Annotated in this window: 13 protein-coding genes; 5 read left to right on the top strand and 8 right to left on the bottom strand. The window is 63.5% G+C overall.

Translation table 11 applies throughout. The annotated features are described in order from the left end of the window. The first annotated feature begins 136 nt into the window (after positions 1–136). A complete protein-coding gene (locus tag RPMA_RS14525) occupies positions 137–622 on the top strand; it encodes a hypothetical protein (RefSeq protein ID WP_249225187.1) in 486 nt (161 codons plus the stop codon). 8 nt (positions 623–630) lie between these two features. On the opposite strand, the gene RPMA_RS14520 is transcribed toward RPMA_RS14525, so the two are convergent. The 3 genes from RPMA_RS14520 to RPMA_RS14510 all read right to left on the bottom strand — a co-directional run bounded on the left by RPMA_RS14520 (position 631) and on the right by RPMA_RS14510 (position 3447). Then, entirely contained in the window at positions 631–1248 is a 618-nt protein-coding gene (locus RPMA_RS14520; protein WP_211907964.1) for an FMN-binding negative transcriptional regulator, read from the bottom strand. Positions 1249–1285: 37 nt separating this feature from the next. Continuing rightward, positions 1286–3001: a cytochrome c biogenesis protein DipZ gene (locus tag RPMA_RS14515; protein WP_211907962.1), complete on the bottom strand. Its 1716-nt coding sequence runs from the start codon at positions 2999–3001 to the stop codon at positions 1286–1288. 197 nt (positions 3002–3198) lie between these two features. After that, on the bottom strand, positions 3199–3447 hold the full coding sequence (locus tag RPMA_RS14510; protein WP_211907960.1) for a hypothetical protein: 249 nt from the start codon (positions 3445–3447) through the stop codon (positions 3199–3201). A gap of 220 nt (positions 3448–3667) precedes the next feature. Here RPMA_RS14510 and RPMA_RS14505 point away from each other — a divergent pair, with 220 nt between their 5' ends. Continuing rightward, on the top strand, positions 3668–4693 hold the full coding sequence (locus RPMA_RS14505) for a PrsW family glutamic-type intramembrane protease (RefSeq protein WP_211907958.1): 1026 nt from the start codon (positions 3668–3670) through the stop codon (positions 4691–4693). 113 nt (positions 4694–4806) lie between these two features. Then, positions 4807–5382 (top strand): HdeD family acid-resistance protein, encoded by a 576-nt coding sequence (locus RPMA_RS14500; RefSeq protein WP_211907956.1) that lies wholly within the window; start codon positions 4807–4809, stop codon positions 5380–5382. 101 nt (positions 5383–5483) lie between these two features. Here the strand turns inward: RPMA_RS14500 and RPMA_RS14495 are convergent, their stop codons facing one another. The 3 genes from RPMA_RS14495 to epmA are packed head-to-tail and all read right to left on the bottom strand — an operon-like array spanning position 5484 to position 7942. Further along, a complete protein-coding gene (locus tag RPMA_RS14495; protein ID WP_211907954.1) occupies positions 5484–5759 on the bottom strand; it encodes a hypothetical protein in 276 nt (91 codons plus the stop codon). Between the two features lie 39 nt (positions 5760–5798). Continuing rightward, complete coding sequence (locus RPMA_RS14490; protein WP_249225185.1) at positions 5799–6887, bottom strand: lysine-2,3-aminomutase-like protein; 1089 nt, start codon at positions 6885–6887, stop codon at positions 5799–5801. 8 nt (positions 6888–6895) lie between these two features. Beyond that, positions 6896–7942, bottom strand: a complete 1047-nt coding sequence (epmA, locus tag RPMA_RS14485; protein WP_211913665.1) for an EF-P lysine aminoacylase EpmA — start codon at positions 7940–7942, stop codon at positions 6896–6898. A gap of 138 nt (positions 7943–8080) precedes the next feature. On the opposite strand from epmA, the gene efp reads away from it, so the two are divergent. Continuing rightward, positions 8081–8647, top strand: coding sequence for an elongation factor P (gene efp, locus RPMA_RS14480; protein ID WP_211907950.1), 567 nt, complete (start codon positions 8081–8083; stop codon positions 8645–8647). 133 nt (positions 8648–8780) lie between these two features. Then, the gene (locus RPMA_RS14475) at positions 8781–10010 is read left to right on the top strand and encodes a lytic murein transglycosylase (RefSeq protein ID WP_211907949.1); all 1230 of its coding nucleotides are present in this window, start codon (positions 8781–8783) and stop codon (positions 10008–10010) included. Positions 10011–10089: 79 nt separating this feature from the next. On the opposite strand, the gene RPMA_RS14470 is transcribed toward RPMA_RS14475, so the two are convergent. Both RPMA_RS14470 and recJ read right to left on the bottom strand, forming a co-directional pair. Continuing rightward, positions 10090–11436 carry a class-II fumarase/aspartase family protein gene (locus RPMA_RS14470; RefSeq protein WP_211907947.1) on the bottom strand — a complete coding sequence of 449 codons (1347 nt, stop codon included), beginning with the start codon at positions 11434–11436 and terminating at the stop codon, positions 10090–10092. A 65-nt stretch (positions 11437–11501) separates the two neighbouring features. Further along, on the bottom strand, positions 11502–13340 hold the full coding sequence (gene recJ, locus RPMA_RS14465; RefSeq protein ID WP_211907945.1) for a single-stranded-DNA-specific exonuclease RecJ: 1839 nt from the start codon (positions 13338–13340) through the stop codon (positions 11502–11504). Between the last annotated feature and the right edge of the window lie 38 nt (positions 13341–13378).

The following is a 13378-nucleotide window of genomic DNA, read 5'->3' as shown; positions in this document are numbered from 1 at the left end:
GAACACTTGCCAGAGGACTTTGAGCTCTATGGTCGAGATGACAACGAGCCATTCCCCAGCTGAATTCACTGCCAGACAGAATGTCTTCGATCGCACGCCGCCGATCACGACGGAGCGGCCGCAGGATCGGCCGGCCTTGCTGCAGATCGGCCAACAGCCTCTGCTGGTGACGGCCGTAGCGCTGGTGTTGCTCTTTGCGGGGATCGGCGGTGTCTTTGCATGGCGAAGCTGGAGCGGCAGTGTACCCGAGCCCGAACGGCTCACCGCCTCACGCTTGCAACAGGCACGCGTAGCGCAGGCGTCCGAACAGCTTATCGAAAAAACCAAGGGGATCGAAGCCACCCAACAACAGTCCGTAGATCAGTTGCAGGTCGTGCAGGACCAGCTGCTGACCATGCAGCGGCTGCTGTCAGCCCAGCAGAACGAAACGCGGAAGCTGACCGAGCAGGTAGGCGTCCTCACCTCCAGCCTCGACAATCTCCGTCAATCATTCGCCAGCACCTCTGCGACTGATGACACGGCGTCTGCCCGCGAGACGCCGCGGCGCTCGCGCTCCCGCGCCACGGTGAACAACCGCAACCGGAGCAAGGCGGCCGCCGTCCAGCGCAAACGCAGCCGCTGAGCGTCGCTTTATTCCGGCAGCCGTCCCAGATAACGCGTCATCGTCTCCGCCACCTGCCGCTCGCGCAATGAGCCGGCGCCAAGCGCAGCTCTGACCTTCCGCTGATCATCCGCATTGTTCTGCTGCGACAGGCGCAGCTGAACATCGACGTGATCCACCTCGATCGCGAAGCCGACAATGCCCGGCAGCAGTTTGTCGATATAGGCGATGTCGAGCTTCGCAGCCTCCCATGGACTGCCATCAGGCTCCATCAGCGCGCTGAGATCGAGCACCATCCGACGCAGCGTCTCCCGATCTTCCGTTACGCGCACGCGGCCGCGCACCTGCACGGCCACATAATTCCATGTCGGCGCGCGCGGGCTGGTCGTGTACCAGGATGGCGAGATATGCGTGTTGGGGCCGAGGAAGTTCACCAGCACGGGCGAAGCCTCGAGCTCCTTCCATTGCGGATTGGCACGCGCGACATGCCCGACAAGACGAACCGCATCGCCGCGCTCCACCATGAATGGCAGATGCGAAGCCATCAGGCCCAGTCCGCCGCTGATCAGACAGCCGAACCGGATATCTTCGACAAGCTGCCAGGCGAGGTCCGGGTCGTCCGATCGGAAAGCGGCAGGAATGTACAACTAAACCTCTAAGCGATAGCTGCGGCGATGCTCACATTCATCCGAACGTGAATGCAAAGGCCTGGGCGCCGGGATCGAGAAATTCGATCTCGAATTGATGCTCGGCGACTGGACCACTGTTCCGGATCAATTGATAGAGCCGCTCGCTCGTAATCGTGCCATTGCCTTCGGCATCGATGTCTCCGCCGCGATCGTTGCCGGGCGGCTTGCCATCGATGGTGACGCGGAAACGCACCGGCTTGCTGTCGGCTGAGCCGAGCACGAGATGCACGTCGCGCGCCTTGAACTTGTAGGTGATGCGCGTCTGCGCAGCATTGGCGACGGAACGCTCGTTTTCGATCGTCCAGTTGCCGCTGAGCGTCCAATCGTTGAGGCCAAGTTCGGGGATCGATGAGTAATCCTGCGCGCGATCATTCGCGACATCCTCGGGCGACGCGAAGTTCTGGCCGCGATTGTAGCCAAGATAAGTCTCGTGCGACTCGACATCATTCCCCGGAGCCGCCTGTGCGCCGCGACCATCAGCGGTGACGAAGCCGGATGGCACATCGCGTGTGCCCGCTTCGGCCAACAGCTTCTGGATCACGCGTTCGGAATTTTCGTACTCGCCTTCGCCAAAATGATGGTGGCGGATACGGCCCTGCGCATCGATGAAATAATGCGCCGGCCAGTATTCGTTGGAGAAGGCGCGCCAGATCGCAAAACTGTTGTCGATGGCCACGGGATAGGAAATCTGCATATCCTTCATCGCGCGCTTCACATTGTCGATGTTCTTCTCGAAGGCGAATTCCGGCGCGTGAACGCCAATCACCACCAGCCCCTTGTCCCTGTATTTCTCCGCCCAGGCTTTCACATAAGGCAGCGCACGCAGGCAGTTGATGCAGGAATAGGTCCAGAAATCCACCAGCACGACCTTGCCGCGCAGGCTCTCCCGGGTGAGCTCCGGCGAGTTCAGCCATTCGACGGCGCCGGTGAGCGGCGGCAACTCGCCCTCGACGGCGAGATCACCCGTGGACGCCTCTTTCGCCGGCTGCGGGCGAACCGCATTGATCAGCTTCTGCTCGATGGCGACCGTGCTGGCCGTCGAGACGCGTGTGAGAAAGCCAATATCGAGGCCGAGCGCGATGGCTGCCACGCCGCACAGGACCGCTGCACCAAGTGCACGGCGGATCCATTCCCCTGCTCCCAGCCCGCGCTTCATGGCCGCGAACACGCGCCCGCCAATGACCAACGCGAGCGCCAGCGATGTCGCCGCCCCCAACGCATAGGCCAGCAGCAGCAGCGAGGTCTGAACATTGGCGCCTTGCAGCGCGGCACCCGTCAGCACCAGACCGAGGATAGGGCCCGCACACGGCGCCCATAGCAGGCCGGTGGCGACACCTAGCAGCAGCGATTGGGTAAAAGTTCGGCCCGAGCCATCACCTGAAGCCGAGTTGGAAAGCCGGCCACCCAGCGCCACCAATGGCTGGGTCAGCCTGTCGGCAAGGCTGGGCAACAGCAGCACCAGGCCGAACACCGCGAGGACGACCATAGCGGCGATGCGCCCATATTGATTGGCCTGCACTGCCCAGCCGCCGCCGACGGCCGCCAGCGTCGCCACCAGCGAAAAAGTCGCAGCCATGCCGATCAGCAAAGGCAAGCCGCTTCGGGCGAACGGCTGATCTGAGCGCGCGAACACGAAAGGCAGCACCGGCAGGATGCAGGGGCTCACGATAGTGAGTACACCGCCGAGATAGGCAATGGCGACGAGAAGCATGCCAGAATCCTTTCAAAGCCCACATCGGAGATACGGGCCTTGCCTGGATTCGTTACACGTGTTCGGGCGGCATGCCTATCCGCTATGTCCCACCGGATATCACGCAGGCGACACGGTGCCGACCGTCGAGCGTGTCAGAAAGCAGACCTCGCGGCTATTGGCGAGGGATCGTCCCCTCGGGACGCCCGGTGAAGAAACTAGCGCCGCCGTGCCACCGCCACGCCCAGCAGAAAGGCCACCAGCAGCGATCCCAGCGGCGCTTCGCGGGCCACATTGGCAAGGATGCTCAGCGGCATGCCGGGCTTCTTGCCGGCTTCGAATGTGTCGCTGACGCGGTGCGCAGCGTCTTTCACGGTATCGACCACTTCGGACAAGGTGGATTTTTCCTCCGGTACGAGCGCAACGCCCTCATAGATGAAGGGCGGCGTCGGTGCGTCATCGGCCATGGTCGGATCCCCGTCTTGCGGTGGTTTCAGGTCCAATCGGCCGGGCGGCATTTGGTTCCCTCCCCGTTCTCTCTTGTCATCAGCCGCGGAAGCGGGTGATCCAGCACACTCCGCAGCCTCCATGTTTGCTGGAGTGGCCGGTCAAGCCGGGCCACGACAACTGACGGGTGCGACCGCACGGCCCTTCCCGCCCGCACGGCGGCCCTATACTTAACTCTCCATGGACGCCCTCGAATCGCTCCCGACCGTGATTGGCATTGCAGCCGTGGCGCCAGCCTTGCTGGTGCTGTGGCTGATCATTGCCGCGGACGAACGGCCCGGGCCCCCGGGACTGGTCTGGGCGGCCTTTTTGCTCGGTGCGGCCAGCATCTCGCTGCTCGGCTATGCCCGTGCGCTGTTCGCCGCCATCCCCGGCCTCACCGATGACCCGACCTGGACCATGGTGCTGCATGCGGTGTTCGGGATCGCCGCGCCCGAGGAGATCGTGAAGATCTTGGTGATCGTCGCGGTCTCGACCCAGCGTGCCCGCACCGCCGATCCCATGGACAATGTTGTCTATGGCGCCGCCGCCGGCCTCGGCTTCGCGGCATATGAAAATCTCGTCTATCTGCTCAGCTATCCCGAGATGTGGCGTACGCTGGCCGTCCTGCGCAGCGTGCTGACGGTGCCGTTTCACGGCGCCCTCGGCGTCATTGCCGGCGCCTATATCGCGATCGCCCGCTCGGGCCGCGCACTCGGCGCGCATCGCCGCGACAGTTTTGCTTTCATTCGCACGCCTCTGTTGATCGTGCTGGCGCCCGTCACATTGCATGCCTGCTACGACCTGCCGCTGCTCACCTTGCAACAACATCCCGAAATCGTGGGGCTCGGCCGTCGCGCGCTGGAAGGCGCCGGCATGTTGTTTGGGTTCGGGACCATCGCCCTTGCCGCCCGGCTGGTGCGCCGCATCGGCGCTCATCACGCGCCTCATACGGACGTATCGCGCGAACGGCTCGCGCAATTGCGCAGCATGTGGGCGCTGACTTTTGCGGGCGGCGCGGCGGGCTTTGCGGGCACAGCGTTCCTGATTTCATCGCTGCGGCATTGGTACAGCAATCCCGAGCGCACAGTGACTATGGTGCTGGTGCCGCTCGGTGTAACATCCATCGTCATCGGTGGCGTGCTGCTGGTGCTGACCAGCGCCGCCTATTTCCTCGGCCGCAACCGCATGCGGACCGCGGCGCCGGCGATTCCAATTCAGCAATAAGCTTCGACAATTCATCTAAAGTACTTGACGATGGTCGCGGATATTTCGCGCCGCGGCCCGGTTGCGGCTATAGTCAGGCGACAGTGCCCCGTCGGGCCGATCAGGAATTGCCCATGACCATGCCTCCCGATTTCGCTGAACTGCAATCGAAGATGAGCGAAGCCGTTCGCGCCCATTGGAAAGCCTTCCTCATCGAAGGCATCGTGCTGGTGGTTCTGGGTCTCGCCGCGATGATCGTGCCGCCGATCGCCAGCATCGCCGTCACCGTGATGCTCGGCTGGATGTTCCTGCTGGCAGGACTCGCCGCGCTGCTGATGACATTGTGGGCGCGTCAGGTACCGGGCTTCGTCTGGTCTTTGATATCGGCGGTGCTTGGCATTGCAGCGGGGATCGTGCTGCTCACGCGGCCGGCTGAGAGCACGCTGACCCTGACCGTCGTCGTCGGAATCTATTTCCTGGCCGAAGGCGTCGCGACGATCATGTATGCGTTGCAGCACCGCAAGGAGTTGTCGGAGCGCTGGAGCTGGCTGGCGATCTCAGGCCTCATGGACATCCTGATCGCTTTCTTCATCATCTCAGGCCTGCCGGGCTCCGCGGCATGGGCCATTGGCGTGCTGGTCGGCATCAACCTTCTGATCGGTGGCTCGTCGCTGATCGGCATGGCATTGGCGGCGCGCAACAAGGCGTGAGCTGTAGGGTGGGCAAAGCGTAGCGTGCCCACCTTCACGAGCGGAGCACTTGAAGGTGGGCACGGCATAATCGCGCCTTTGCCCGCCCTACATGTCTTCGCTCAGCAACCCTTGCAGATATTCTTGATCATACGATCGAGCTCGCGGTCCTGCGCATCAATGCGATCGGGATTGTTCTTGCCGGTTTCCGGCGGTAGATCCGCCGGCCGCGGCTGTCGATGGCCAATCGGCGCATCCGGCACATTGCCGCTGGAAGATTGCGTGGTCGGCTGCGCGCGCAATGCCTTCGGCGGCAGATTACGCTGGGATTCCTGCGCCAAGGCGAGTGAATGCCCGATCACCATCAGGCCGGCCGTCATCACGAACAATGTCTTCATTTTATGTCTCCGACACCGATAGCGCGCCGAAGCCGAACGTTACGACTTCGGAGGATAAATATGCACGTCACCGCAGTAGTCCATCACACGATAGCTTGATTCCTGTGGCGTGGCATCGCCTGCCTTGGCATTGGTCGGTGCGTTTTGAGATAAATATTCGGGACCGATCGGCGCCTTGCCGTAACCGCCGGGAATATCGAGCACGTAATCGGGCTGGCAGAGGCCCGACACATTGCCGCGCAGTGCCTGCATCAGGGCCTGTCCCTCCGCAATGGTGGTGCGCAGATGCGCAGTCCCGGGCGCGAGATCGCCGTGGTGCAGGTAATAGGGTTTGATGCGGTTCTCGACGAAGCTGCGCATGAGTGCAGTGAGCGTCACCGCATCGTCATTGACGCCGCGCAACAGCACGGACTGGCTGACCATGGGGATGCCGCTGTCGATCATGCGTGCACAGGCGGCCCGCGCCGCCTCAGAAAACTCGCGCGGATGATTGGCATGCAACGCCACCCAGGTCGATGCGCCCTGTACGCGCAAGGCCGCCACCATTTCATCGCTGACGCGTGCGGGATCTGCGACCGGCACGCGCGTATGCAGGCGGATGATCTTCACATGATCGATGGCGGCGAGATCATTCATGATTTCGGCCAGGCGGCGCGGCGACAACATCAGCGGATCGCCACCGGTGAGGATCACTTCCCAGATCTCATCGTGGCCGCAGATATAGTCGAGCGCCTTTGTGTAAGCCTCGCGCGACAGCGCCGTCTCCTTGCCCGGCCCCACCATCTCGCGGCGAAAGCAGAACCGGCAATAAACCGCGCAGACATGGACGAGCTTGAACAGCACGCGATCGGGGTAGCGATGCACGATGCCATCGACGGGTGCGTGCGTGTGATCGCCGATCGGATCGTCGCGCTCATTGGCCTGCGCATTCAGCTCGCGCGCATCGGGAATGTATTGCCGCGCGATCGGATCATCGGGATCGCTGCTATCGATGAGCTCAGCGACAGCCGGCGTCACCGCCACGGCATAACGCGCAGCGACGCGTTCAAGCTCCGCCAGCGCCTGCTCCGGCGCGAGGCCTTCGGCCACGAGCTCGCTCGCCCGCCGCAGCGTGGTTGAAATTTTCACGGGCCCGTTCATGCCGGCGGTGTCCACACGACTTGATCGATCCTCGTTGCACCGGCGGCCAGCATCACGAGCCGATCGAAACCAAGCGCAACACCGGAAGCCGGCGGCATCAAAGCGACCGCTGCGAGAAACTCCTCATCGATGGGATAGCGCTCGCCATAGCGCCGCTGTTTCTCGTCCATCGATTCAAAAAAGCGACGGCGCTGTTCATCGGCATCGGTGAGTTCGCCAAACCCGTTCGCCAGTTCGACACCGCAAGCATAAACTTCAAAGCGCTCGGCGACATCAGGATTGGCCGCCTTGGTCCGCGCCAGCGCCGCTTCCGGTGTCGGATATTCGTAAAGCACGGTCATCCGCCCCTGCCCGAGATGCGGCTCCACATGCTCGACCAGGATCTTACTGAAAATGTCCGACCAGGTGTCGTCATCGGCGACGCGGACGCAGCCTTGTGCTGCCGCGGCGAGTGCTGCTCTGTCTCCCTCGTGCTGCCGCACGGTTGCGGCGAGATCGACGCCGGCAAAGCGCTCGAAAGCATCAAAAACGGTCAGGAATTCCGGTGGCAAACTTGCATCAGCTTTCTGGCCGCGGAAGCTGAACTCCCGCGTCCCCGCCGTCTCGGCAGCCAGCTGGATGATAGCAACCGTATCCCGGATGACCGCCTCGTAGTCTTCATTCGCCCGGTACCATTCCAGCATGGTGAATTCCGGCAGATGCCGATCCCCGCGTTCGCGATCCCGAAAAACCCGCGCCAGCTCGAAAATGCGCGTTTCGCCGGCCGCCAACAGCTTCTTGCAGGCGAATTCCGGCGACGTCCGCAGGTACCGCTCGCGTTTTTCGCCGTCATGGCCGGTCAAATCCGATCGCGGCGCGTGCAGATGGGTCTCATTGCCCGGCGACACCACCAGCGCCCCGGTTTCCACCTCGGTGAAGCCGTTAGCGTCGAACCAGGCCCTGACGGCGCGCGTTATTTGCCCACGCGCGGTGAGGAAGCCGCGGCGGTCATTGTGGCGGTTTGGGCTCCACCAGGGTGAAATCGGGGTGGTTTCGGGGGTCAAAACGGCCCCTTTTTCGGTTGCAAGGCGCTGGCATTCCGACCGCAAATCAGTATGTTGCAGCCCGAAATCGCTTCGCAGGCCGCGTGGCAGCAATCGTGCCCCATCCGGCCTCGGCCGACAAATTCAGGAAAATTCACTGTGAGAGTCATCGCCAGTTCTATTCGCAAGGGCAACGTCATCGAGCAAGACGGCAAGCTCTATGTGGTTCTGTCCGCCGAAAACATCCATCCCGGCAAGGGCACCCCGGTCTCGCAGATCGAAATGCGCCGAATCAGCGACGGCGTGAAGATTTCGGAGCGCTACAAGACCACCGACCAGGTGGAAAAGGCGACCATCGAGGACCAGAACTTCTCCTACCTCTATCAGGACGCCGACGGCTACCATTTCATGAACCAGGAGACCTACGACCAAGTCCAGGTTCCGCCGGACGTGATCGGCACCTCCGCCCCGTATCTGCAGGAAAACATGGTCGTGAAGCTCTCGCTGCACGACATGGTGCCAGTCGCCATCGTGCTGCCGCAGCGCGTGACGCTCGAAGTCGTCGAGACCGAGCCGGTCACCAAGGGCCAGACCGCCTCGTCCTCCTACAAGCCGGCGATCCTGTCCAACGGCATCCGCTCCGCGGTTCCCCCGCATGTCGGCACCGGCACGCGCATCGTCGTGCTGACCGAAGATGGTTCCTACGTCGAGCGCGCCAAGGACTGATCCTTCGGCGGTCGAACTGACATCAAGCCCCGGACGCTCACCGCGTCCGGGGCTTTTGTTTTGCGCCGGCGGAGCACGTTGCTGCGACAGCTTTGCCCTGCCGCACCCGGCCATCCCGCGCTAGACTGACGGGATGAATCAGATCGATCTCCGCCTCACCCGCCGTGCAGTGCTGCAGTCCGGTCTCGGCGCCGCGGCAACGCTTACGCTGCCCGGCGCAGCGCTCTCCGCGCCCGCGGGCTTCGATGCCTGGCGCGACGGATTTCGCGCCAAGGCATCGGCCAAAGGCATTTCCGCGGCCACTTATGACCGCGTGATGGGCCGCCTGGAGCCGGACATGTCCGTGTTCCAGAAGATGAAGAAGCAGCCCGAGTTTCACGAACAGGTCTGGCAATATGTGAACCGTCGCGCCTCCGACTGGCGCATCACCGCCGGCAAGGACGCGCTCCGCAAGAACAGCGGGCTGTTCGATCGCATCGAGCGTGATTTTGGCGTCGAGCGCGGCACGCTGCTGGCGCTGTGGGGCGTCGAGTCCGCCTATGGCGATCCCTTGGTGCAGACCAATCACATGCGCCCGGTGTTTCCGCAGCTCTCGGCGCTCGCCTGGAACGAGCCGCGCCGCCGCGCTTACTGGGAAACCGAACTGATCAACGCGCTACGCGTGGTGCAGAACGGCTGGAGCACGCCGGACGAGATGCGCGGCTCCTGGGCCGGCGCCATGGGGCATACGCAATGGATGCCCGAAGTCTGGCTCAATGTCGGCATCGACTACGACAAGGACGGTCGCGTCTCGCCCTTCGGCAAGCCCGATGACGCGCTCGGCTCCAGCGCGCGCTTCCTCGTCAACCGCGGAAAATATCCGCGCGGCGAGCATTGGGGTTATGAGGTGCGCGCTGACGGTGCCGCTTCGTCGGATGCCAAGCGCAGTTACGCATCATGGACTGCAGCCGGCGTGACGCGTGCGGATGGGCAGGCCTTTCCGCAACCAAATGCAACGGCAAAACTCTGGACGCCGGCGGCGGGCGGACCCAGCTTCCTGCTCGGCCAGGGTTTTTACGCCGTGCGCAGCTACAATCCGTCGATGAATTACGCGCTGGCGATCTGCCATCTCGGCGACCGCATTCTCGGCGCGCCGCCTTTCATCCAGCCGTTCCCCGGCTCGGAGCGCATCCTCACGCTCGCTGAAGTGCAGGAATTGCAGACGCGATTGACACGCGCGGGCTTCGACACCGGCGGCACTGATGGGCGCGTCGGCAATGACACGATGCAGGCAGTGCGAAATTTCCAGACCAAAGCAGGACTGCTGCCTGCGGATGGCTATGGCGGCCTGAAGGTGTTGGCGCGGCTGCGGCAAGGCGGCTGACGCTGCCGTAGAATGGATTGAGCGCAGACGACGAGCAGCATGAATTTTCGCTGCGCTCAACCGATCAAACGATATCGAACTATTTGCTCAGGCTCAGCACGCGATCGACCATCGGGCCGCACAGGCCGAGATAATTCGCGGGATCGCAATGCTTGCGGATTTCGTCTTTGCCGCCGAGCGCTTCGACGATCTCCGGTACCTCGGTGAGAATATCGGCAAGCCTGCCGCCGCCATCGATGGCCTTGCGGCAGGCGTCATAGACGACGTCATGCGCATGCTGGCGACCGAGCTTGGGCGCAGCCGCCATCATCACGGCTTCCGCCACAATGAGCCCGTGGGTGAGATCGAGATTGTCCAGCATCCGCTTCTCATGAACCACGAGACCGCCGAGCATGAACTTTGCATTGGCCAGCGACGCGGCGGTGAGCAGGAAGCTCTCCGGCAGCGAGGCCCATTCCACATGCCAGGGGCCGGTGGCGCGTTCGAGATCATGGATCATGCCGTCGAGCATGGTGGCGACGTGCTGGCGCACAGCCTTGGCGGCAGCGAGCATCAGCTCGCTCGAAATCGCATTGCGCTTCTGCGGCATGGTCGAGGACGCGCCGCGGCCCGGCACGAACGGCTCCGCCACTTCGCCGAATTCGGACGACGACAGCAGCATCACGTCGGTGGCGATCTTGCCGAGGGTGCCGGTGATGAGACCGAGCAGCGTCACCGCTTCGGCAATGCCGTCGCGCGCGACGTGCCACGTGATCGACGGCTGATGCAGGCCGAGTTCCTCGCAGAACAGTTTCTGCATTTCGAGGCCACCCTCGCCCACCGAGGCCAGCGTGCCGGCAGCGCCGGAGAATTCACCGAGCAAGATGCGCGGCAGCGCCTGATCGACGCGCTCGATATGGCGGTCGATGGACGACAGCCAGACCGCGGCCTTGTAGCCGAAAGTCACCGGCAGCGCCTGCTGCAGATGGGTCCGCCCGGCCATCGGCGTGTCGCGATACTTTTTCGCCATCGCCTGGAGGATGCCACGGACCTCGCGGAGATCGCGTGCGACGATCTTCAGTGCGGCGCGGATCTGCAGGACATTGGCAGTGTCCATGATGTCCTGGGTGGTGGCGCCCCAATGGACGAAACGGCCGGCCTCGCCTGCGGCGGCGGAGAGCTGATGCACCAGCGGCAGGATGGGATAGCCGACGATCTCGGTCTCGTGGCGGAGCTTGTCGTAATCGATCTTGATCGATTTTCCGGCGGCTTCGATGGCGACAGCAGCATCCTTCGGTACCACACCGAGACGTGCCTGGGCGCGGGCGAGAGCGACCTCGGCTTCGATATAGCGGCCTACCAGCGCCTCGTCGGAAAAGATCTCGCGCATCTCCGCGGTACCGAACATGTCGCGAAACAGCACCGAGTCGAAAACCGTGCTCCCCATGGTGTCTCCCTCTTATCGTGTCTTAGGTCGGATGGGGCGAACGCGAAGATACCCATCCTGCGAAATCACCTGATCATTCGCGGCTCGCTCGACGGCAGCGCCACGTCGATGACGCGCATCTGCACCCGCTCCTGTCCCTGCCAGCGATCGACGGTGAGCGAACCGGCTACATGCACCTGCTGCCCGCGATATTCCTGCAAGGCATTGCCGAGTTTCTGGCCGATGGAGCGGAACGCGATGCCATTGACCATGGCGCCATCGGCCGCCTTGAGACGCAGCCGCAGATGCGCCTGGCCGACTTCATCCACATAAGCGAGCTGATGCGCGGGCAACGCGATGACAGGCTCCGGATTGGCTTGGCCAAATGGGCCCGCGCGGTTGAGCGTGTTGACGAGATCGACAGTGACGCCGCGCGCAGTGACGGCGCCGTCGATGAACAGCTCTTTCTCGTTGCGTGACTTCGCGACATCCGGCGCGAGGCGCTCTTCAAGGAAAGCGCGAAATTCGCCGAGCTTCTCCTTCTTCAATGTGACGCCAGCAGCCATGGCGTGACCGCCGCCCTTCATCAGCAGGCCGTCCGCCACGGCCTGACGTACCGCCTTGCCGAGGTCGACGCCGGAGATCGAACGGCCGGAGCCGGTACCGATACCGCCGGGCTCCAGCGCGATGGCAAAAGACGGTCGTGCGAACTTCTCTTTCAGCCGTGATGCGACGAGACCGACGACGCCGGGATGCCAGCCTTCGCTCGCGGTGACGATGACGCTGCCCTTGTCCTCGAGGCCGAGCGCAGCCAGCGCCTCGGCTTCCGCCTGCGCCTCCGCCGCCTGTTCGATGACGCGACGCTCCATGTTGAGGCGATCGAGTTCGGCGGCGATCTTCGCGGCCTCGGAGACGTCGCCTTCAAGCAACAGCCGAACACCGAGATCGGCACGGCCGATGCGGCCACCGGCATTGATGCGCGGGCCCAACATGAAGCCGAGATGCCAGGCTTCCGGCGGCCCGTTGAGCCGCGCCACATCCATCAGCGCGACATGGCCGACATGATCGCGCCGACGCAACGCGATCAGGCCTTTGGCAACGAAGGCGCGGTTGAGGCCGATCAGCGGTGCCACGTCGGCAACGGTGCCGAGCGCCACGTGATGCAGCATGTCGAGCAGGTTCGGCTCGGGCATTTCCGGCTTCCAGAAACCGCGTGCGCGCAGCTCGCGATTGACGGCGACCAGCGTGATCAGCACGAGGCCGACGGCGGCGAGATGGCCAAGACCGGAAATGTCGTCGAGGCGATTGGGGTTCACGACAGCCTCGACGTCGGGCAGTTCCTCATTGGCCTGATGGTGATCGATGACCACCACGGACATGCCGAGCTTCTTCGCCTCGGCCAGCGGCTCGAACGACGTGGTGCCGCAATCGACGGTGACGAGCAGCGTATTGCCCTTCCCGGCCAGCGCGCGGATCGCATCGGCATTGGGGCCATAGCCCTCGAAGATGCGGTCGGGAATGTGGATCGCGGGATCGAGGCCGCAATGGCGCAGGTGCCAAGCGAGCAGCGCAGAGGATGTCGCGCCGTCCACGTCATAGTCGCCGAAGATCGCGACCTGCTCCCTGCGCACCGCGGCATCGGCGATGCGCTTCGCGGCGGCTTCCATCTGGGTGATGGTGAACGGGTCCGGCATCAGCTTGCGGATGGTGGGATCAAGGAAATCCTCGACGGCATCGATCGGGATGCCGCGCCCGGCGATGACCCGCGCGAGCATCTCCGGCAGCTTGAACCGCTGCACCATGGCCAGCGCCCGCGCCGCCCCGCGCTCGTCCACCCGGTCGCGCCAGATGCGGCCGGTGGCGGATTGGGTCACGCCGAGGAAGGCGGGATGGATGAGTTCGGGGATGTCGGTGGTCGGAGACATGCGCGCAGATAAGCATGATGGGCGCGGATGGCAAATGG

Source organism: Tardiphaga alba, from assembly GCF_018279705.1.
GTDB lineage: Bacteria > Pseudomonadota > Alphaproteobacteria > Rhizobiales > Xanthobacteraceae > Tardiphaga > Tardiphaga alba.
This window is presented reverse-complemented; position numbering and strand designations above follow the sequence as displayed.

What these genes read in the sequence shown, in the direction of transcription:
- RPMA_RS14500 (WP_211907956.1), top strand. Translation starts at nt 4,807, where the DNA reads ATGACCATGCCTCCCGATTTCGCTGAACTGCAATCGAAGATGAGCGAA.
- RPMA_RS14470 (WP_211907947.1), bottom strand. Translation starts at nt 11,436, where the DNA reads ATGGGGAGCACGGTTTTCGACTCGGTGCTGTTTCGCGACATGTTCGGT.
- recJ (WP_211907945.1), bottom strand. Translation starts at nt 13,340, where the DNA reads ATGTCTCCGACCACCGACATCCCCGAACTCATCCATCCCGCCTTCCTC.
- RPMA_RS14495 (WP_211907954.1), bottom strand. Translation starts at nt 5,759, where the DNA reads ATGAAGACATTGTTCGTGATGACGGCCGGCCTGATGGTGATCGGGCAT.
- RPMA_RS14475 (WP_211907949.1), top strand. Translation starts at nt 8,781, where the DNA reads ATGAATCAGATCGATCTCCGCCTCACCCGCCGTGCAGTGCTGCAGTCC.
- RPMA_RS14505 (WP_211907958.1), top strand. Translation starts at nt 3,668, where the DNA reads ATGGACGCCCTCGAATCGCTCCCGACCGTGATTGGCATTGCAGCCGTG.
- RPMA_RS14510 (WP_211907960.1), bottom strand. Translation starts at nt 3,447, where the DNA reads ATGGCCGATGACGCACCGACGCCGCCCTTCATCTATGAGGGCGTTGCG.
- RPMA_RS14515 (WP_211907962.1), bottom strand. Translation starts at nt 3,001, where the DNA reads ATGCTTCTCGTCGCCATTGCCTATCTCGGCGGTGTACTCACTATCGTG.